Origin of the sequence: Paraburkholderia caffeinilytica (assembly GCF_051027425.1) — a bacterium.
In the GTDB taxonomy this organism is placed as follows: Bacteria; Pseudomonadota; Gammaproteobacteria; order Burkholderiales; family Burkholderiaceae; genus Paraburkholderia; species Paraburkholderia caffeinilytica_A.
In genome coordinates, this window is record NZ_CP186552.1 from 1,413,673 (window position 1) to 1,432,922 (window position 19,250).

At 61.8% G+C, this 19,250-nt stretch carries 18 protein-coding genes; 11 read left to right on the forward strand and 7 right to left on the reverse strand.

The features are described from left to right. The first annotated feature begins 83 nt into the window (after window positions 1-83). Window positions 84-1,475, forward strand: coding sequence for an NAD(P)/FAD-dependent oxidoreductase (locus tag ACOSV0_RS06210; protein ID WP_408445313.1), 1,392 nt, complete (start codon window positions 84-86; stop codon window positions 1,473-1,475). Window positions 1,476-1,623: 148 nt separating this feature from the next. Here ACOSV0_RS06210 and ACOSV0_RS06215 read toward each other — a convergent pair whose 3' ends face one another. Further along, window positions 1,624-1,995 carry a cupin domain-containing protein gene (locus ACOSV0_RS06215; RefSeq protein ID WP_434109389.1) on the reverse strand — a complete coding sequence of 124 codons (372 nt, stop codon included), beginning with the start codon at window positions 1,993-1,995 and terminating at the stop codon, window positions 1,624-1,626. A gap of 226 nt (window positions 1,996-2,221) precedes the next feature. Between ACOSV0_RS06215 and ACOSV0_RS06220 the strand changes: the two genes are divergently transcribed. Continuing rightward, window positions 2,222-3,658, forward strand: a complete 1,437-nt coding sequence (locus ACOSV0_RS06220; RefSeq protein ID WP_434110185.1) for an aldehyde dehydrogenase family protein — start codon at window positions 2,222-2,224, stop codon at window positions 3,656-3,658. Between the two features lie 233 nt (window positions 3,659-3,891). Beyond that, on the forward strand, window positions 3,892-4,350 hold the full coding sequence (locus ACOSV0_RS06225) for a hypothetical protein (RefSeq protein ID WP_434109390.1): 459 nt from the start codon (window positions 3,892-3,894) through the stop codon (window positions 4,348-4,350). Window positions 4,351-4,382: 32 nt separating this feature from the next. Here the strand turns inward: ACOSV0_RS06225 and ACOSV0_RS06230 are convergent, their stop codons facing one another. Continuing rightward, window positions 4,383-5,774, reverse strand: a complete 1,392-nt coding sequence (locus ACOSV0_RS06230; RefSeq protein WP_434109391.1) for a hypothetical protein — start codon at window positions 5,772-5,774, stop codon at window positions 4,383-4,385. A 216-nt stretch (window positions 5,775-5,990) separates the two neighbouring features. Beyond that, the gene (locus ACOSV0_RS06235; RefSeq protein ID WP_434109392.1) at window positions 5,991-6,941 is read right to left on the reverse strand and encodes a LysR substrate-binding domain-containing protein; all 951 of its coding nucleotides are present in this window, start codon (window positions 6,939-6,941) and stop codon (window positions 5,991-5,993) included. Between the two features lie 118 nt (window positions 6,942-7,059). On the opposite strand from ACOSV0_RS06235, the gene ACOSV0_RS06240 reads away from it, so the two are divergent. The 3 genes from ACOSV0_RS06240 (at window position 7,060) to ACOSV0_RS06250 (ending at window position 9,948) form a co-directional block, all read left to right on the forward strand. Next, the gene (locus ACOSV0_RS06240) at window positions 7,060-8,232 is read left to right on the forward strand and encodes a M20 aminoacylase family protein (RefSeq protein ID WP_434109393.1); all 1,173 of its coding nucleotides are present in this window, start codon (window positions 7,060-7,062) and stop codon (window positions 8,230-8,232) included. A 75-nt stretch (window positions 8,233-8,307) separates the two neighbouring features. Further along, window positions 8,308-8,493 (forward strand): hypothetical protein, encoded by a 186-nt coding sequence (locus ACOSV0_RS06245; protein ID WP_434109395.1) that lies wholly within the window; start codon window positions 8,308-8,310, stop codon window positions 8,491-8,493. A gap of 102 nt (window positions 8,494-8,595) precedes the next feature. Next, window positions 8,596-9,948 (forward strand): MFS transporter, encoded by a 1,353-nt coding sequence (locus ACOSV0_RS06250; RefSeq protein WP_434109396.1) that lies wholly within the window; start codon window positions 8,596-8,598, stop codon window positions 9,946-9,948. Window positions 9,949-10,863: 915 nt separating this feature from the next. Here ACOSV0_RS06250 and ACOSV0_RS06255 read toward each other — a convergent pair. Both ACOSV0_RS06255 and ACOSV0_RS06260 read right to left on the reverse strand, forming a co-directional pair. After that, entirely contained in the window at window positions 10,864-12,117 is a 1,254-nt protein-coding gene (locus ACOSV0_RS06255) for an MFS transporter (RefSeq protein ID WP_434109398.1), read from the reverse strand. Further along, the gene (locus tag ACOSV0_RS06260; protein WP_434109399.1) at window positions 12,114-13,085 is read right to left on the reverse strand and encodes a PRC-barrel domain-containing protein; all 972 of its coding nucleotides are present in this window, start codon (window positions 13,083-13,085) and stop codon (window positions 12,114-12,116) included. The genes ACOSV0_RS06255 and ACOSV0_RS06260 overlap by 4 nt, the downstream gene beginning before the upstream one ends. A 503-nt stretch (window positions 13,086-13,588) precedes the next feature. Here ACOSV0_RS06260 and ACOSV0_RS06265 point away from each other — a divergent pair. From ACOSV0_RS06265 to ACOSV0_RS06280, 4 genes are all read left to right on the forward strand, one after another. Then, a complete protein-coding gene (locus ACOSV0_RS06265) occupies window positions 13,589-14,971 on the forward strand; it encodes an NCS2 family permease (RefSeq protein WP_434109401.1) in 1,383 nt (460 codons plus the stop codon). Between the two features lie 256 nt (window positions 14,972-15,227). After that, window positions 15,228-15,635 (forward strand): ArsR/SmtB family transcription factor, encoded by a 408-nt coding sequence (locus ACOSV0_RS06270; protein WP_434109403.1) that lies wholly within the window; start codon window positions 15,228-15,230, stop codon window positions 15,633-15,635. After that, window positions 15,542-15,970, forward strand: a complete 429-nt coding sequence (locus tag ACOSV0_RS06275; protein ID WP_434109404.1) for an SRPBCC family protein — start codon at window positions 15,542-15,544, stop codon at window positions 15,968-15,970. Before ACOSV0_RS06270 ends, ACOSV0_RS06275 begins: the two co-directional genes overlap by 94 nt. 43 nt (window positions 15,971-16,013) lie before the next feature. Continuing rightward, window positions 16,014-16,748 carry a DUF899 domain-containing protein gene (locus ACOSV0_RS06280; RefSeq protein WP_434109406.1) on the forward strand — a complete coding sequence of 245 codons (735 nt, stop codon included), beginning with the start codon at window positions 16,014-16,016 and terminating at the stop codon, window positions 16,746-16,748. Window positions 16,749-16,855: 107 nt separating this feature from the next. Here the strand turns inward: ACOSV0_RS06280 and ACOSV0_RS06285 are convergent, their stop codons facing one another. Then, window positions 16,856-17,038 (reverse strand): hypothetical protein, encoded by a 183-nt coding sequence (locus tag ACOSV0_RS06285; RefSeq protein ID WP_434109407.1) that lies wholly within the window; start codon window positions 17,036-17,038, stop codon window positions 16,856-16,858. A 208-nt stretch (window positions 17,039-17,246) separates the two neighbouring features. After that, a complete protein-coding gene (locus ACOSV0_RS06290) occupies window positions 17,247-18,149 on the reverse strand; it encodes an NAD-dependent epimerase/dehydratase family protein (RefSeq protein WP_434109409.1) in 903 nt (300 codons plus the stop codon). A gap of 115 nt (window positions 18,150-18,264) precedes the next feature. Here ACOSV0_RS06290 and ACOSV0_RS06295 point away from each other — a divergent pair, with 115 nt between their 5' ends. Next, window positions 18,265-19,161 (forward strand): LysR substrate-binding domain-containing protein, encoded by an 897-nt coding sequence (locus ACOSV0_RS06295; RefSeq protein WP_434109411.1) that lies wholly within the window; start codon window positions 18,265-18,267, stop codon window positions 19,159-19,161. Window positions 19,162-19,250: the final 89 nt, after the last annotated feature.

A 19,250-nucleotide genomic window follows, 5' to 3' on the forward strand; every position in this document is an offset into this window, starting at 1 on the left:
CGCGTCGAAGCGACACCAAGGCCGCACCGAAGCACCCATCACGCAGTCAATGCAATGGTATTCAAGTTGAGTAGGCAAACAAGATGAGCGAGTCAGTAAAGCGCGCGTTTGAAGGGGTAAAGCTGTTTCCGTTCTGGCTGGACAATCCGCGCGCACCGGCTGTCGAACGGGAATTGATCGGGCCGACTTCCGCGGATCTGGTGATCGTTGGCGGTGGGTTTACCGGATTGTGGGCAGCGATTCAGGCGAAGGAAGCCGATCCTTCGCTCGACGTCGTGCTGGTCGAAGCAGGGAAAGTGGCCTACGGCGCATCGGGCCGTCCGGGCGGGATCATTTCCACCTCGGTGATGCATGGTCTGCCGAACGCGACGCGGGTTTTTCCGCAGGACCTCGACGTGCTGGAAAAGCTGGGCCAGGAGAATCTCGACGGCTTCAAGGAGTCGTTGACGCGTTACGGCATTGAAGCGGATGTCGAATGGAATGGCGAGATGACGGTTGCCGTCGATCCGGGCCACCTCGATCATCTCAAAGGCGATTACGAGTTGCACGTCGCCCACGGACACGACGTGGTGCTGCTCGACAGCAAGGGTGCCCGCGAACAACTCGATTCACCGTTGTTTGCAGGCGCGATGTGGTCGCGCAATCGCAGCGGCACGATACATCCGGCGAAACTTGCATGGGGGCTGAAAGCGGCCGCGCTGAAACTCGGCGTGCGTTTGCATGAACATTCGCCGATCACGCGCATGGAAGATCTCGGCGCGACGATGATCGTGCATACACAGGCGGGCCGCATCGAAACGCCGCGCGTGCTGCTCGGCACCGGCACGGCGGACGTGGGCGTGACCGACATCAAGCGCCGCGTGATGCAGGTGCGCGATCACATCATCGCCACCGCGCCTTTGAGCGACGAACAGATGGCGCGCATCGGCTGGAACAATCGCCAGGGCATCTACGATACGCGTACGCAGCTCAATTATTTCCGTCTCACCAAAGACAACCGGATTATCTTCGGCGGCCGTGTGAGCTATCACTTCGGCGGCGATCCGAATCCGGCTGCGGATCGTGACGAAAGTACCTACTACAAGCTCGCCGAAGCGTTCTATCGCACGTTCCCGCAACTGGACGACGTGCGCTTCACGCATGCATGGGGCGGCCCGATCGACTACTGCTCGCGCGGCGCGGTGTTCGCGCGCCGCTATCACGGCGGCAAGAGTGTGTTCGTCGCGGGTTATACGGGCTTCGGCGTGGCGGGCAGCCGCTTTGGTGCGAAGATGGGTCTCGACATGCTGTGGAATCGCGAGACGCTGATTACGTCGCTGGATATTTCGCGCAAAGGGCCGTCGTACATTCCGCCGGAACCGCTGCGCTGGATCGCCGCGAAGATCACCTTCAATGCATTCGACGGCGCCGACGATCGCGGCGGCTGGCGGCGTCTCTGGATCAATTCGATCAAGGCGCTGGGCTTTCCGATGTAGTCGTTGTCGTTGCTGCTGTCGCGATCGATATGTCTGGCGGTTTTTTATTCATTGCCGCCAGAATAAAAAAACCGCACCTTAATGGGTACCGCACCCTAAGGTGCGGGAGTGCGGTTCCTGATGAAGCAACGCTGTGATGCAGTATGAATCAACCGCAGTACACGATGCTGTACTTCTTGGTCGCCACCGGCATGTGCCACGTGCCCGAGAAGCCCTTGTGCAGGATGAAGGCGTCGCCGGCGGCATAACGGTCGCTGCGGCCGTCGTCGCTGGTGATGACGACTTCGCCTTCGATCAGCACGCAGACTTCGTGGATCGGCAGGTCGGCCAGCTTCAGCGTGCCCGCATCGCATTGCCATACGCCCGCGGACAGCATGTTGCTTGCATCGGAGAAGGCGTTGAGGGCGTGCGGCGCCTTGGCGCCTTCCAGAATGACGTCGGCGGGATCGTGCAGGGCCGGGTTCAGACCGGAAGCGCCAGGGCCTTTAGCGTCGATGCGGGTGAAAGTGATGGTGCTCATGTGTCTCTCCTGGTTAATCTGGTTCGATGAAGTGGTTCAATGAAGTCGTTCGATGACGGGACCGAAGCAGAACCGGAGTCTGAGCCAAAGCTGCGTAGCGATGAATTTCGATTTGAAGACATTCAGATTGAGCGGCGTCGATGTAAAGCCTTCGATACCGCCGGGGGCGCGATCTGCGGCCCATTGTCTGACCTAACACATTCATGTAAAGGACTAAGCCATGCAACTGCAACACGCCAGGCAGTTTTATATCGACGGCCAATGGGTCGACCCGCAAGACCCGGCCAACTCCGCCACGCTCGACGTGATCGATCCGTCTACCGCCACCGCGTTCGCGCAGATTTCACTCGGCAGCGCGGCTGATGTGGACCTTGCGGTGGCCGCTGCGAAGCGTGCCTTTCCGGCCTACAGCGAGACCACGATCGCGCAGCGCATCGACTTGCTGCAAGCGATCCTCGACGTCTACCGCAAGCGCTACGACGACATGGTGCATGCGATCAGCCGCGAGATGGGCGCGCCGCTGCAATATGCGAACGACGCGCAGGCGTGGACCGGCGTCGCGCATCTGGAGACGATGATCCGCACGCTCGATACGTTCGAGTTCGAGTACGTGAAGAGCAGCATTCTGATCCGCAAGGAAGCGGTCGGCGTGTGCGGGCTGATTACGCCGTGGAATTGGCCGGCCTTGCAGATTGCCACCAAGGTCGTGCCCGCGCTCGCGGCCGGCTGCACGATGGTGCTCAAGCCCTCGGAACTGGCGCCGCTCTCCGGCATCATCTTCGCCGAGATCATCGACGAGGCGGGTGTGCCGGCCGGCGTGTTCAACCTCGTCAACGGCGAGGGCGCGACGGTGGGCGAGGCGATGTCGCGTCATCCGGACATCGACATGATGTCGTTCACCGGTTCGACGCGCGCGGGCGTACAGGTTGCAAAAGCCGCGGCGGATACCGTCAAGCGTGTCCATCAGGAACTGGGCGGTAAATCGGCCAATCTGATTCTCGAAGATGCCGATCTGAAGCAGGCCGTGATGCGCGGTGCGCGTGCCTGTTTCGACAACAGCGGCCAGTCGTGCGATGCGCCCACGCGCATGTTCGTGCCGCGCGCACGCCTCACCGAGGCATTGGCCTATGCGAAGGAAGCGGCTGAGGCCCTGGTCGTCGGTCCGGCGGATGCCAAGGGCATCGATCTCGGGCCTGTTATCAGCGAGCAGCAGTTCGACAAGATCCAGCGGCTGATCGGCGTGGGCGTTGAAGAGGGCGCCACGTTGGTGGCCGGTGGTTTGGGCCGTCCTGAAGGATTGAAGGCGGGCTACTTCGTGCGCCCGACGGTGTTCGGCAACGTCACGCCGAACATGACGATCGCGCGTGAAGAGATTTTCGGACCGGTGCTGTCGATCCTCGGCTACGACTCCGAAGATGAAGCGATCGCGATGGCCAACGATAGTCTCTACGGTCTCGCGGGCTATGTGCAATCCGCGTCGATCGAGCACGCGCATGCGGTGGCGAAGCGCCTGCGTACCGGCACGATCTATCTGAACTACGCGGACTACAGCCCCGATGCGCCGTTCGGCGGCTTCAAGCAGTCGGGCAATGGCCGCGAGTACGGCGAGTTCGGTCTCGAGGACTTTCTGGAAATCAAGGGCGTGGTCGGCTATGCGGAGTGAGGCCGCGTGGCGGCCGGTTGTCGACGCGCCTCGGTGATGTAACTCAGTGATGTAATTCGGTGATGTAACCCGGTGATGTCCCAGGCCGCGCAAGCATAACGAAAGTTGTGCTGGTGATGAGCGGTAAGGGATGTCGCCGCGACGACAGCTTTCCGATGGCCGTTCCGAACCTGCGGGTGCCGGTTGAGGGCGACTATAATCCTCACCGGAATTCGCCATCGGATCTTCGACCTGTGAAAACAACTATCGCTATTGCGCTTGCCGCGCTTGCCCTGAGTGGCTGCATGTCCGCCGAAAAGCAGGAGGCGGAGGCGCGTGATTTCACCCGCTCCGAAAGCCTGCTCGATACCGCGCAGCGTAACGCCTCGGTTGCGTGTGCGGATCAGACGCAGTGCGACAAGGCCTGGTCGCTCACGAAAGATTACGTGGCGGCGCATTCTTCCACATCGATTGTTCGTGCGGACGCGGTCGCGATCGAGACGGACGTTCCGAGCCGTTCGGGCAAGGCGGTCTATTCGGCCACGCGTGTGGCCAAGGGCAGCGGATCGACGATCACGCTGTATGCGCAATGCCGTGGCATGTATGGTCAGGATCGCGCAATGGGCGCCGACTACGATGATTGCGTCAAGCAGATCGGTCCGACGCAAAACGGCTTCGTGCCGTTTCTGAACCAGCATCTATCCGGCCAGTAACCCGCAGCCCGTAGCCGGTAACGGGCCGGCGTTCAGGCTGCCGGATGGCGCGACATCATCCGTTCGAATGCATCGACGATACGTTGAACGTACGGATTCTTATGGGCGAGGATGCCGGTCTCACGCTCGAAGTGCGCGAGCATGGTCGCGTTCGCTTCGAAGATCAACACCTGTCCGCCAGGCAGCAACGTGAAGTCGATGCCTCCATAGTCGAGATCGAGCCGCCTGCCGATTGCCGCGATCGCACGCATCACACGCTCGCCGAGCGCGGCGTGCGGATTGTCGAGGAAGCGCCGCTCTTCCTCCCGCTTCCACGCGTGTTGTTCCATCCCGGCCGAGTAGTAGTGCACCATCCAGTGCGGTGAAATCGCCAGGTGGTAAGGAAACGGCTCCCGGTCGACAAAAATGATCCGGTATTTGCGGTAGAAACCGTCCGCGCTGCGATAGTCGCGAAACGCCGTCATATAGGACATCCCAACTTGTGCCGACCGCCACGCTTCGAGCGCGCTGAGGTTCTCGCATAACGTCAGTCCTTCGCCGCCGTGTGTAGCGGCGGGGCGCGCCAGAACAGGGAAGTCGATGCCAGCCTCGACAAGCAGGGCGTCAAGCGCGGCGCGTGAAGCCGCCGCGGCATCGCTCTGCACGCAAGGGGCCACCTGCACGTCCGGCAGTCCGCCGAACAGATTCGCGATACGGTGCCGTTGGGTTCGGGCGACAGCATCGGGCGGATTGAGCACGGGCCGCGCGCAGTGCGAGACGAAGCGCGCGAGCCGCGCGGCGAGCGGGGCGGCGACATCCGCGTCGCCGATTGCATTGAACACGAGATCGTAGGCCGGCAACTGCTGATCCTCTTCGTCGGCGGCGTAGTCGATCGCGTACTTGATGCGGCAGCAGGTCGTGCTGGGCAGCAACGCATCGAACGGGACATTGCCGGACGCGTGTGCCGCGCAGAGGATCAACACGCGGCGCTGCTGAGTGCCGGTTCCCTCGATAAAGACGCGCTGGATCCGGTAGGCGCGGTCCCGATACGCGGTGGCTTCATCCATGTGTCCAACGCTTGCGAGGATGGCAGCCAGATTCTGCCAGGCAATCGCCACATGCGGATCGAGCGTCAGAACGAGGCGGTACCAGTACCCGGCGGTCACGTGGTCGCCTGTCATGAAGTAGCCGGTCGCGACATCGCAGAGATTCGAGATGTTGGCACCGGGTGCTTCGGCGGCGTAAGCGTCCAGTGTGTGGGCGGCGATCAGATGCGCGACGGCGCCCAGTTCGTCGCCAGCCGCGCGCCGGGCTTCAGCGAGGGCGCGATGACGGGCGGGGTCGAGCGGGGCGCTGTCTTTATCGCTCGCGCCGGCGCGCTGCGTTGACGCGCCCGGCACCTGTGTGTCGTAGTCGGCTTCGTGGTTGGGCGGAGTCTGCTTCATGGTCGCACGGAGTGGGTGCAGGGCGGCGCGCCGCTGCGCACTCGAAGCATAGTGGGCGCGCATGCGATTCAGCTTACAGCCCGCCTGTCTGGCGACGAACGACATGCATGCGTCGCCTGTTTGAATACGACGCTATGAAGTTGAGACGAGATCTCGTTCGACGAATCCGGCGATGCCGGCAGGGTGTATTACCCGTCGCTTTATCGCGGCACTTTGCTACAGCAGCAGTTCGATCGAATGAAACAGGCGGCGCAGTTCCGGGTCTTGCGAGCGCGCGCCTTCGTCGATGACTTCACGCAAACAGTCGAGAAAACACGTGGCCGCCGGACTGGTCGGCGCCCCGCGGCGTGAGGTGATGCTGACGATGGTTTCATCCACCGTTTCGCGCAACGGCAATGCCCACAGATTTTCTTTCGCGAGGGTCACTTCGACGAGCGGCCACGGAAAAATGCTGAGCATGTCCGTTCGCGCGAGAAGGCCGAGTACGACCGCGAGCGAATGCGCGAGATGGATTGTGTGCGGTACCTTCATGCCGCGCTTGCGGAACAGATTGTCCGAGATCGACTCGCGGCTTGCCGGGTCCCAGTTCAACACCCATTCGGCGTCTTCCAGTTCGAGCAGCGTGCGGCAACCCGCCTTCGGATGATCGCGCCGCGCCACCACCGCCGAATGCGTCGAAAACAGCGGGACGTTGTGAAACTCCGATTGCGGCGAAGCGGGCGGAGGACGGCCAATCGAAAAGTCGAGGCTGCCGTCACGCAGACGTGGTTGCACCACCGCCAGCAAGCCTTCGAAAAATTCCAGCTGGACTTCCGGCATGCGCTGCCGGAAGCGCTGCACCGTCGGCGGCAGAAACGTCAGCGCGACCCACGGCGTGACCCCGATCGACAGTTTGCCGGCCGCCGCGCCGCGCATTGCTTCGATCTCCGCTTCCGCGCGTTGCAACTGGCCGAGCACCAGCCGCGCATGCACGACCAGAGCGCGCCCGAACTCGGTGAACGCCACGCCGCTTGCGCCGCGCACCAGCAACGGTGCATGCAGATCCGCCTCCAGTTCGCGCATGGCCTTGGTCACGGCGGCCGGCGAAAGCTCGAGCGAACGGGCCGCGGCCCGGATACTGCCGGTATCCGCGATGGCCGCTAAAGTGCTGAGCTGATGCAGTTTCATCTGGAAAACCCGTAGAAAGGTGGCAACTGCTGGTTGCCGCCGCAACGATTTTACGCCTGCCGCTGGAAAATCGGCGTCGTTATGCTGGGTTCACGCATTCATAGACGGAGACGACATCGTGAACACCATGGCTATCCCGGCGGGCATCGCCGAACTCGAAGACGAAATGATCGCGCTGCGCCGTCGCATTCACGCGCAGCCGGAGCTTGCCTACGAAGAGTTCGCCACCGGCGATCTGGTCGCTGAGCGCTTGCAGGAGTGGGGCTACACGGTGCATCGCGGGCTGGGTCAAACCGGCGTTGTCGGTCAATTGAAAGTCGGTAATGGCACGCGCAAGCTTGGCCTGCGCGCCGACATGGACGCATTGCCGATTCACGAAACAACCGGTCTGCCGTATGCGAGCACGGTGCCGGGCAAGATGCACGCATGCGGTCACGACGGCCATACGGCGATGCTGCTGGCCGCCGCCAGGCATCTGGCTCAGGAAAAGAATTTCGACGGGACCTTGAATCTGATTTTCCAGCCGGCCGAAGAAGGTCAGGCCGGCGCGAAAAAAATGCTCGAAGACGGCCTGTTCGACAAGTTTCCGTGCGACGCCGTCTTCGCGATGCACAACATGCCGGGCTTTCCGACCGGCAAGTTCGGTTTTCTGCCGGGCTCGTTCATGGCGTCGTCCGATACGGTGATCATCAAGGTGACCGGTCGTGGCGGTCACGGCGCGGTGCCGCATAAGGCCGTCGATCCGGTCGTGGTGTGCGCGCAGATCGTGCTGGCGTTGCAGACCATCGTCTCGCGCAATATTGCGCCGCTCGATATGGCGATCATCACGGTCGGCGCGATTCACGCGGGTGAGGCGCCGAACGTGATTCCCGAAACCGCGGAGATGCGCCTGTCCGTGCGCGCGCTGAGGCCCGAGGTTCGCGACCATTTGCAGGAGCGCATCACGGCGGTTGCGTGCGGGCAGGCGGCCGTGTTCGGCGCGCAGGCGCAGGTCGATTATCAGCGCCGCTATCCGGTGCTCGTCAACGATGTGGAAATGACTGGTCTCGCCAGGCAGGTGGCCGTCGACTGGCTTGGCGAAGACGGCTTGATTGCCGGCATGCAGCCGCTGACCGGCAGCGAAGATTTTGCGTTCCTGCTCGAGCGTTGCCCCGGCAGCTATCTGATCATCGGCAATGGCGACGGCGAGGGCGGCTGCATGGTCCACAACCCCGGCTACGACTTCAACGACGATTGCCTCGCGACCGGCGCGGCGTATTGGACGCGGCTCGCGCAGACGTTTCTTGTCTGAGGCAAGCGGTATCGGATCGAACTGACAGCGTGCGAGGCGCTGAAGGACACGAAGGATACGAAGGATACGAAGGCCATGAAGGCCATGAAGGCCATGAAGGCCATGAAGGGCACGAAGGCCATGAGGGCCATGAGGGCCATGAGGGCCATGAGGGTCATGAGGGTCATGAAGGTCATGAAGGCCACGAGGGTCATGAGAGCCTTGACGGCCATCGAGGCCATCGAGGCCATCGAGGCCTTCGGGGCCCTCACGGGCCGTTAAGGCCTTCAAGTCCGTACGGGGATCAGCCAGGCTACGCAGCGCTTTCAGGCGCACAAAGCCGCCGAGCCGTGCAACAGCAGGAAGGACACCATGGAGACAAAGATGGACTATTCCGCCACTCCGCAACCCGCGGGCGCCGACGTGTTGAACATGCAGAACGTGCCGGCCGCGCAAGCCGGGCGCGTGAGCCACGCCAAAGCGATTGCGGCGATCACGCTCGGCAACGGTCTCGAGTTTTTCGATTTCACGATCTACAGTTTCTTCGCGACGATCATCGGCAAGCTGTATTTCCCGGTGGAAGGGCAGCTTGCGCAATTGATGCTGGCGGTCGGCACATTCGGCGTGGGATTCATCATGCGTCCGGTGGGCGGTATTTTCCTTGGCGCCTATGCCGACCGCGCCGGCCGCAAGGCCGCGATGAGTCTGACGCTGTGGCTGATGACGCTCGGCTCCGCGATCATCGCGTTTGCGCCGACTTACGCGGCGATTGGCGTGGCCGCACCGCTGCTGGTGATCCTTGCGCGCCTGATTCAGGGGTTCGCGCTGGGTGGCGAGATCGGCGCATCGACATCGTTACTGCTTGAATATGGCAGCGACAAGACGCGTGGATTCTACGGAAGCTGGCAGTTCGTGAGTCAGGGGTTGAACACCGTTTGCGGATCGCTGCTGGGTGTTGCGCTGGCGGCGGCGCTGTCCACTGCCGCGTTGGAGAGCTGGGGCTGGCGCGTGCCGTTTGTGATCGGCATGGCGATGGGGCCGATTGGGATTTATATCCGGCGTCACCTGAATGAGACCTTGCCGGGCGTTGAAGACGGCAAGGGTGACGCGGAGCCAGTGCCGGCTGCGCAGCCGGTGCGCGAGCTGTTCCGCGAGCATTCGCGGGTGATTACGACGGGCGTGTTGACGACGATTGGCGGCACGGCGGCGAACTATATCGTGCTGTTTTATCTGTCCACCTACGCGATTCGGATTCTGCATTTGCCGATGTCGTCGGCGCTGTGGGCCGCGTGGACCGCGGCGGTGGTGACGGTGATCTGTTCGCCGTTTGCTGGAGCGCTGTCCGATCGTGTTGGACGTAAGCGGGTGTTGTGGGTGTCCCGTGTTTTGCTGATTGTGGCTGTGTACCCGGCTTTCATGATTATCAATGCGTCGCCGACGGTGCCTGTGCTGTTATCGGTTGTTGCCGTGCTGGCTGTTTTTGTCGCGTTTACCGCAGTGCCCAATATCGTCATGTTGCCGGAGATGTTTCCGCGCGAGATTCGTGCTACGGGGATGTCGATTGTTTATTGTTTGGGTGTTTCTATTTTTGGTGGTTTTGCGCAGTTTTTCGCGACCTGGTTGATTCAGGTTTCCGGGAGTAATCTGGCTCCGGCCTGGTATCTGATTGGATGTGGGCTTGTGTCGTTGTTGCCGTTGCCGTTTATGCGAGAGACTGCTGGGAAGGTCATTGATTAAGGGTCTTGCGGGGCGCTTTAGGTTTGTTGTTTGCCTGTGGCGTTGGCCTTTCCTTGAATTCTTATTGGTTTATTAGCGTCGCCCCTGTGCGGGGCAGGCACCTACTTTTCTTTGCCTGCTGCAAAGAAAAGTAGGCAAAAGAAAGCAGCTCAAACCGCTAATTCTTAAGCGGGTCCCTCGCACAGTTATGGTAGTGGTGCATCTGGAATCGGTGCCCTCGCACATTCGGCGTGAGTGACAAGGCGGTCATACTTCCGGCGGCGCTGCGCGCGCCGACGCGCATTTCATAAAACCTCCCGCCGCGTTTTACCCTCGTATTTCACTCAGTATCGTGGCCCGCCACCGCCACCGCCATTGCATGACAACCGCGGGTTTTTGGCTTGTGGTTTCGTACGTTGATTCGCACGGGGAGTTCGTCTTTGAGATACGTGGGCATTTCGCCGAGGCGAAGCCGATGGCGCCCACCGTGCTCAAACGAAGCCCCTGGTTTCGGATGGACCCTTCCGGCGAGCACGTAGTGCGAGGCGGGAAGCATGACGGCCTTGTCACTCACGCTGAATGTGCGAGGGTACCGATTCCAGATGCACCACTACCGTAACTGCGCGGGGAACCCGCTTAAGAATTAGCGGTGTGAGCCGCTTTCTTTGCTTACTTTCTTTGCGGCGGCAAAGAAAGTAAGTGCCTGCCCCGCACAGGGGCGAACGCTAATAAACCAATAACAAATCAAGGAAAGGCCAACGCCACAGGCATACAAAAAATAAGCGTCGCGCAGACAACCAGATCAAGCAAAGCCCAAAGAACCCAGATCAAGAAAACCCCACCGCCACAGGCAAAGAGGCAAGCAAACAGGCGGACAAGAAAGCGCCATCACAGGCAAAAAACCCAAGCAAACCCAAACGCCGTAGGCAAAAAAACTCACCTAACAGCCGACTTCCCATCCCCCACAGCCGCAGCCCCTTCATCCGCAGCGGCATCCCGCGTCTCGGGCATCGCCGCCCACACCAGCAACACAGCAAGCGCGCCCGCAGCGGCGAGTCCAAAGAAACTCACCGCATTACCGAAATGATCGGCCACAAATCCAGCAGCCGTCGTGCTCAACGTCGCGCCAATCCCCGCAGCCAATCCGAACAACCCAATACAAAGGTTATACCGCCCCTTGCCTCCGGCGACATCGGCGGCAATCAGCGGCAGCATCACGCCAAACACCGCCGCGCTCAGGCCGTCCAGCATCTGCACCGGCACCAGCAAATAAGGGCTGCTGATTCCGGCAAACAACAACGCCCGTATCGGCAACGCCGAAAAGCCCAGCAGCAGAATCGGCCTGCGTCCCCATCGCTCGGCGGAGCGCCCAACCCACGGCGACATCATCGCCACGATCGCCTGCGGCACGATGATGCACGCGGCAATCACGAGCTGCACGTTGTCGCCCATGCCGGCCGTCACTTCGCCCGCGGCAAGATTCAACATCGCCGCATTCGATAAATGGAACAACACAATGCACGCTGCAAACAGCAGCATGCGCTTGTCGCGCAGCAGTTCGCGCAGACTCTCGCGTCGTTCGATCTGCTCTGGCGTCGGGCCGGATTTCGGCAGTTCGATCGTATCGGTGCGCTGGATCATCGTCAGCGCAAACAGCGCGGGAACGGCCAGCGCCGCGGTCAGCCAGAACACCGCGCGTGGGGAATAGTATTCGCCGAATACGCCCATCAGGCCGGCCGCCACGGCGCTGCCGATCGACGCCCAGCGGGCATTGCGTCCCAGCCGGTCGCCGAGGTTCGCGCGTCCCACCAGTGCAAACGAGATCGCGGCCAACGCCGGCGTCAGCATGCAACTGGCAAAGCCGTGGAACACCTCGGCGGCAATCACCGGCAGCACGGTCGGACTCACGGCGAGCAGCACGGCGCTCAGGATGATCGCCAGAATCGCCCATGCGGCTGCGCCTTTTTTGTTGCGCAACGCGTCGACGGCAGCGCCTCCCGGCACCTGGCTCACCATCGCACTAATGGTGCCGACCGAGAGCGCCATGCCGATCTCACCCTGGGTCCACTTGTGCGAGGCAAGGTAGGACGCAATGAACGGCCCGAAACCCGTCTGCACGTTGGCGACGAAAAAATTCAACCAGTCGAGTGCGCGCAAACTGCGCGCGGTTACCAAGGTGCGGCCTATCATCGGGCCGCCCGTGCGTTGGAACCCGCCGTAACGGCGGCGGCCGGCGCAGCGGAAGCCGCAGCGGCGGGAGCAGGCGCCGGAGCGGGTGCCGGCGGTGGCGCCGGAGATACCGCGCGGATCGGTTTGCCGCTGGCATACGGCGGCGTCGCATTGATCTGCGCATCGCTCAGATCGATCAGCGGATGCAGTTCCTTGTCTTTCGTAACGAAACGCAGCGCCGACCAGTTCGCGGCAATCGTGCGCCGCTCGGTGCTGACCATGCCGTTGACGTCGAGCACGACGGCCTGCGGCTGGGCATTGGCGTCGATCAGCACGTCGATCACGCGGCCGACCTTGGCGCCGTTCGAGCGCTCGACATCGGTATCGATCAACGGCAATTGCACAGCCGTGGACTTTGCCGCAGGAGTCGGCACGGCCGCGGCATTGAGCGTGATCGGCGCGGTCTTCGCGGTCGGTGCGAAGCGGAACGAGTTCCACGGGAAATTGACCTTGCGATCGCCGACGCCGAGGAAGCCTTGCAGATTGACCACCATCTCGCGCGGCTTGCCGCTCGCATCCGCGATCATATCGACCGCGCGGCCAACCACCTTGCCGTCGGGCTTCTGCACTTCGCTATCGAGCAAGGCATGCGCGTCGCTGCGCTCGATCGTGCGCAGCACGATCAGCGGCGGTGGCGGCGGTGGCGGCGGCGCGGGTGTCACAACCGGCGGCGGCGGTTCGACCTTGCGCGGCTTGACGACCGGCTTCTTCGGTTTCTTCTGCTGTTCGGGCTCGGCCGCTTCAGTCTCGACCGGTTCCGGCGCGGAGGCGGCCACGGGGGCGCTCGCGGGTTCGACGGGCATCACCGTGGCGTCGACGATCGGCGCCTGTCCGGGGCCCCACAGCAGGCTGCAACCGGACAGCGCGAATAGCGCGAACACAGCAAGAATCAGAAGACGCCAGGCAGGACGCGAAAAACCGCCACTCATCGAGAAGAACTCCATCGGCCAGTGCGGACGGGCGCTGTGGGCCGCCGCAATTAAGTCGGGTAAGGGCCAGAGTGTAACCCGCGGCGTCGGGCGGCCCGGTTTTGAAGGGTTTCTGACAGGTGCCTGCGACGCAAGGCGCATGCCGCGTTGCGAACGTCTGGTCGCACTCCAGCCTCGTTGTGACGCGTTGAACCCCTCAAAACCCTTTCACAGCTTGATGACAAACCGTAGGTGTAAACGCGCGGAACGCCCGCGGGGTTTGCCGTCCCTTAAACGATATAAGCGTCACGACATGTCGGGCATGCCATTCATGCGATGGGAGACATATTTGTGTTGCCCTACATTTCGAGACAGCAAAAGAAGAACGGATAGCGGGTTGTCCGGACGCATCGCAAGCCGACGTTCAAACCTTGCCACACGACATTAAATCAACGCAACGAGACGAACCTGATGGCGGCCGGAATACCGGCCGTTTCAGCACGCTGATAAAGGAGGCACTCATCATGATGGAACCCCACGCCCAACCGATTTCCGAAGTCGGCGCCGAATCATTCGACGGAAAGGGCTTTCTCGACCGCTACTTCGAAATTTCTTCACGCGGCAGTTCGCAGCGTACGGAAATCGTCGCGGGCATCACGACCTTCCTCGCGATGGTCTATTCCGTGTTCGTCGTGCCGGGCATGTTCGGCAAAGCGGGCTTCGACACCAGCGCGGTGTTTGTCGCGGTGTGCCTGACCACCGCGTTCGGCTCGCTGCTGATGGGTGTCTGGGCGCGTTTGCCGATCGCGATCGGCTGCGCGATTTCGCTGACCGCTTTCACCGCGTTCGGCCTCGTGCTCGGTAAAGGTCTGCATCCGAATGTCGCGCTCGGCGCGGTGTTCCTGATGGGCGTCGTCTTCACGGCGATCTCCGTGACGGGCGTGCGTTCGTGGATCCTGCGCAATCTGCCGACGGGCATCGCACACGGCACGGGCATCGGCATCGGCCTGTTTCTGCTGCTGATCGCCGCCAACGACGTGGGTCTGGTCGTGAAGAATCCGGGCGCGGGCCTGCCGGTCGCGCTCGGCAATATCACGGCCTTGCCGGCGATCATGTCGGTGGCGGGGCTGGCCGCGATCTTCGGTCTGGTGCGCCGTCGCGTGCCGGGTTCGATCCTGATCGTGATCATCGCGATCTCGGCGATTGCGCTCGTGATCGATCCGGCGGTGGCGTTCCACGGCGTGTTTGCTCTGCCGTCGCTGAGCGCGCCGGGCCACGCTTCGCTGATCGGCGCGATGGACATCAAGGGCGCGCTGTCGATGGCGGTCTTGCCGAGCGTGCTGGCTCTCGTGATGACCGCCGTATTCGACGCCACCGGTACGATTCGCGCCGTTGCCGGACAAGCCGGTCAACTCGACGAAAACGGTCGCATCATCAACGGCGGCCGTGCGTTGACAGCGGATTCGCTGAGCTCGATTTTCTCGGGCCTGCTCGGTGGCGCACCGGCGGCCGCTTACATCGAATCGACGGTGGGCGTGGCAGCCGGCGCAAAGACGGGGATGGCCGCAGCGGTGGTCGGTCTGCTGTTCCTCGTGGTGATGTTCTTCTCGCCGCTGGCCAGTCTCGTGCCTTCGTATGCAACGGCTCCGGCGCTGATGTACGTGGGGCTGCTGATGCTCTCGAACGTGAGCAAGCTGCACATGGACGACATGGTCGACGCGATGTCGGGCCTGATGTGCGCCGTGTTCATCGTGCTGACCGCCAACATCGTGACGGGCATCATGCTCGGCTTCGCGACGCTGGTGATCGGCCGCGTGGTGAGCGGCGAATATCGCAAGCTGAACGTGGGCACGGTGGTCATCGCTGTCGTGCTGGTCGGCTTCTATCTCGGCGGTTGGGCGATCTGATTCTGTTGCATTGCGGTTGACGCGATTTGCTGTAACGCAAGAGTAGAGCGGGCTTTTTGTGCCGCTTTGCTCGAACGTGTAGTCGGTTGTTCTCCACCTTGACGCGGCGTATTGCAGGGTTTTATCTGCGGTGCGCCGCGTATCTTTTTGTAGCGTCCCCTTCGCATCTTTCTGCACGCTTTGAGAAAAGTACGCACCCGTCCTTGACATCCTCAAGTGCGTTTCTATACTTAACCTCATGGTTAAGTTTAATGAAATGCTACTCGATCGCACCTTTGCGGCGTTGTCCGATCCGACGCGGCGTGCGTTGCTCGCGCGTTTGTCCGAACTAAGCGATCTGTCGGTCAGTGAACTCGCTGCGCCGTTTGCGATGTCGTTGCCCGCGGTGATGAAGCACCTCGACGTGTTGTCGGAGGCCGGTCTCATCACGCGCAGCAAAACCGGCCGCACCGTGGCGTGCCGCCTGTGTGCCGGACCCATGGAGGAAGCGATGGAATGGCTCACCCGCTATCAGCGCTTCTGGTCCGGATCACTCGATCGGCTTGCCGCTTTCGTCGAAGAGGAAACACCATGTCCGCCAAACCCAGCCTCACCCTCCAGCGCCGGATCAACGCCGCGCCCGCCAAAGTCTTCCGCGCCTGGACGGAAGCGGCGCAGCTCATGAAGTGGATGCATCCGAGCGACGCCGACGTGGTCCGCGCGGAACTGGATGCGCGCGCCGATGGGCGCTTCACGATCGTGTATCGCAAGCCGGATGGCCGGGAAATCGAGGTTGGCGGTCAGTATCTGGAGGTGGTGCCCGACGCCAGACTTGTGTTCACATGGAGATGGCGTTCGAGCCCGGAGCAGGAGTCGCTCGTCACGGTGCTGTTACGGCCGGACGGTAACGGCACCTTGCTGACGCTCATGCACGAACAGTTCGTCGACGAAGAAACACGTGACCTGCATCAGGCCGGCTGGAGCGGCGGCCTCGATTCGCTGGAACGCTACTTCGCGTGATTTTGTTCTGTCTAACCTGCACGACGCAGAGAAGGAGACGCACATGGATCCGCAACACCGGGTTGGGACGAGGGAAGAGTGGCTGACCGCCAGCAAGGCGCTATTGGCCGAAGAGAAAGCATATACACGTGCCGGCGACGAACTCGCCCGCAAACGTCGTGCGTTGCCGTGGGTGAAGGTCGACAAGACCTATGTATTCGATACGCCGCAGGGCAGTAAGACACTCGTCGATCTGTTCGGCGGACGCAGCCAGTTGATTGTCTATCACTTCATGTTCGGCCCCGATTGGGAAGAGGGCTGCTTCGGCTGCTCGTTCGTGTCGGATCATATGGACGGCATCCTGACGCACCTTGAACACCACGACGTATCGTATGTAGCGGTTTCGCGTGGGCCGCTCGCGAAGATCGAGGCTTTCAAAAAACGGATGGGCTGGAAGTTTCCGTGGGTGTCGTCGAATGAAAGCGACTTCAATTTCGACTATCACGTGTCGTTCTCGCCGGAGGAGATTGCCGGCAAAAAGGCGTTCTATAACTTCACCGAGCAGGATGTCGGCATCGACGAGCTACCCGGTCACAGCGTGTTCTACAAGGACGAAGCGGGCGACGTCTATCACACGTATTCCACCTACGGCCGCGGCGGCGAGCAGTTCCTCAGCACCTACGCGCTTTTCGACGTCACGCCGAAAGGCCGCGACGAGAAGAAAAATATGGGCGAATGGCTCAAGCATCACGATCGCTATGAAGAAAAGACGGGCGGTTGCGCCGCGTGCGGATCGTGATGGGGAAGTGTGCGGCGGCGCGATGTGAAGCAGGATGTGAAGCGGGATGTGACGCGTGACGTGAAGCGTGAGCCGGACCTGACGACGCTGCTTTGCGCAGCGTCGAATCAAAGCGACATATCGAAAGCGGGCCTGAGGAACAGCTCGATCGCCATCACCACAAGGCCCATTGCGGCCGCTGACAGCGTCAGCGTGCCGTATTCGTCGTAGCGTGAATCGTAGAGGCACGCTATGACGAAAATAATCGCTAGCAGGTTGGTTAGCCAGTCGAAGTTCAGCGCCAAGTTCATCGATTAAATCCGGGCTCGCGCGCGACTCGTATCGTCGAATCGCGCTGTTACGTGAGGCGGATTCTAGCGAGTTGAGCTTACGGATTCGCAACGACTGTGCTTACACAAATTACGCCCCGGAGGAGGTCCCCTTGGGTGGCGCCCCAAGGAAGTTCTCTTGACGTGTGTCCCGAAAGAGGTCCCTTGGGGTGCGCCCCGAAAGAGACGGCTAGGCGGACATCATGTCGTGCTCGATCCAGTCGATCACCGAGGTGCGTTTGGGCTGCCAGCCGAGCAGCTTGCGTGCGCGCTCACCGCGCACACGGCTATTCGAACCCAGCCCGTACGAAGCCATTTCGTAACCCCATTCCTTCTGCGCTTCTTCGAGCGGCCAGTCTTGCGCCTCGCCGAGTTTCATCACGCGGGCGATCGCGGCGCTCATGTCGCGAAACGACGCTTCGCCGCTTTCGACGAAGTAGAACACGCCCGCCGGCGTCTTCTCCAGCGCGAGGCGATAGAGTTCGGCGACGTCGTCGATATGTACGTTCGACCAGGTGTTGCCGCCGCTGCCCACATGCCGCACGACACCGCTCTTTTGCGCCTGCCGCACGAGTCGCGGCAACTGCACGCTTGCGCTGCCCGGCACCGCGCCGTGACCATAGATCAGCGTATTGCACAGCACCGCCGAGCGGATGTTCTGCTGCGCCGCGTCGAGTACGAGTTGATCGATGGCGACGCGCGCTGCTTTGTCCGCGGTTGGTTCGGGCAGGGCGTCTTCGTGATAGATGCGTGCCGTGCCGGCTTCGCCGCCCGATGCATCGCCGACGATGCTCGAGCCGCTCGTATGCAGAAACGGCTTGCCGGAACCGGCCAGGCCGTCGATCAGCGCCTGCACGGCGCCGCGATGGTCGCTGCTCGCGGCGTTGATGACCGCGTCGGCGGCTTTGGCTTCCGCGATCAGCAGTTCGCGGTCGTCGAGCGTGCCGATGACCGGTTCGATACCGAGGCGTTGCAATTCGGCGCTATGTTCAGGTTTGCGGATCAAACCGCGCACCTGATGGCCGGCGCGTACGAGGTGCGCCGCGATCGAACCGCCGATAAAGCCGCTTGCGCCAGTAATGAAAATCTTCAAGACGTTCTCCCAAGGTGGAAACACCGGAAACACGATGACATGCACGCAGTATCCACCGTCTTGATTCTCGCAAAAAGCGTGTTAGTCTCAAATCAATCTTGATTTGAAATCAACAATGAAAACTTCGACTGACGAATTGCTGGTGTTCGTCATGGTGATCGACAGCGGTTCGATCACCGCGGCGGCCGAGAAATTGGGGCAGACCGTTTCGGGTGTCAGCCGGGCGCTTACGCGCCTCGAAAAGAAACTCGACACGGCGCTGGTAAGGCGCACGACGCGCCGTCTGCAACTGACCGAGGAGGGCGAGGCGTTTCTGCAGCGGGCCCGGGCGATTCTCGATGCGATGGAAGAGGCCGAAGAATCCGTCACGCGCGGGCGCGAGCGGCCCTCGGGGCGCTTGCGTGTCGATGCGGCGTCGCCATTCATGCTTCATTGCGTGGCGCCCCATATGAAGGCGTTTTCGGCGCTGTATCCGGAGATTCGTCTGGAGCTGACCAGCAACGAGCGGATCGTCGATCTGCTTGAGCAGAAGGTGGATATCGCGATCCGCATCGGCGCGTTGCAGGATTCGACCTTGCACGCGCGCACCTTGGGCAGCAGCAAGTTAAGGGTGCTCGCCAGTCCGGCGTATCTGGCGGAATACGGCGAACCCAGGTCGGTGGAGGCGTTGCGCGAACATCGCCTGATCGGCTTCACGGCGCCGGAGCATCTGAATCGCTGGCCATTGCGAAGGGGCGGGAAAGGCAAATCCGAGCCGCTGAAGATCGCGCCGGCGATCACCGCATCGAGCGGCGAGACGCTGCGCCAGTTGGCGCTGTCGGGATGGGGCATCGCCTGTCTCGCCGATTTCATGACCGCCGCCGACGTGCGCGAAGAGCGGCTGGTGCCGATTCTTGGCAACGTGCTGGTGGATGAGCGGCAGCCGGTGAGCGCGGTGTATTACCAGAGCGCATCGCTGGCGGGGCGCGTGCAGTGTTTCCTGGACTTCATTGCGGCGCGGGTGAGGCTTTAGCGAATCCTTCGCCAGTCATGCGTTTAATCGAAGCCCGCGGCTCCTGTGAGTGCGCGGGCTTTTTTGCGTCGGCGGCGCGCTCTCCTATA

Coding starts and splice junctions, on each gene's coding strand:
- ACOSV0_RS06275 (WP_434109404.1), top strand. CDS start 15,542: ATGTCCGCCAAACCCAGCCTCACCCTCCAGCGCCGGATCAACGCCGCG.
- ACOSV0_RS06280 (WP_434109406.1), top strand. CDS start 16,014: ATGGATCCGCAACACCGGGTTGGGACGAGGGAAGAGTGGCTGACCGCC.
- ACOSV0_RS06270 (WP_434109403.1), top strand. CDS start 15,228: ATGCTACTCGATCGCACCTTTGCGGCGTTGTCCGATCCGACGCGGCGT.
- ACOSV0_RS06260 (WP_434109399.1), bottom strand. CDS start 13,085: ATGAGTGGCGGTTTTTCGCGTCCTGCCTGGCGTCTTCTGATTCTTGCT.
- ACOSV0_RS06285 (WP_434109407.1), bottom strand. CDS start 17,038: ATGAACTTGGCGCTGAACTTCGACTGGCTAACCAACCTGCTAGCGATT.
- ACOSV0_RS06230 (WP_434109391.1), bottom strand. CDS start 5,774: ATGAAGCAGACTCCGCCCAACCACGAAGCCGACTACGACACACAGGTG.
- ACOSV0_RS06235 (WP_434109392.1), bottom strand. CDS start 6,941: ATGAAACTGCATCAGCTCAGCACTTTAGCGGCCATCGCGGATACCGGC.
- ACOSV0_RS06250 (WP_434109396.1), top strand. CDS start 8,596: ATGGACTATTCCGCCACTCCGCAACCCGCGGGCGCCGACGTGTTGAAC.
- ACOSV0_RS06215 (WP_434109389.1), bottom strand. CDS start 1,995: ATGAGCACCATCACTTTCACCCGCATCGACGCTAAAGGCCCTGGCGCT.
- ACOSV0_RS06265 (WP_434109401.1), top strand. CDS start 13,589: ATGATGGAACCCCACGCCCAACCGATTTCCGAAGTCGGCGCCGAATCA.
- ACOSV0_RS06245 (WP_434109395.1), top strand. CDS start 8,308: ATGAAGGCCATGAAGGCCATGAAGGCCATGAAGGGCACGAAGGCCATG.
- ACOSV0_RS06295 (WP_434109411.1), top strand. CDS start 18,265: ATGAAAACTTCGACTGACGAATTGCTGGTGTTCGTCATGGTGATCGAC.
- ACOSV0_RS06210 (WP_408445313.1), top strand. CDS start 84: ATGAGCGAGTCAGTAAAGCGCGCGTTTGAAGGGGTAAAGCTGTTTCCG.
- ACOSV0_RS06255 (WP_434109398.1), bottom strand. CDS start 12,117: ATGATAGGCCGCACCTTGGTAACCGCGCGCAGTTTGCGCGCACTCGAC.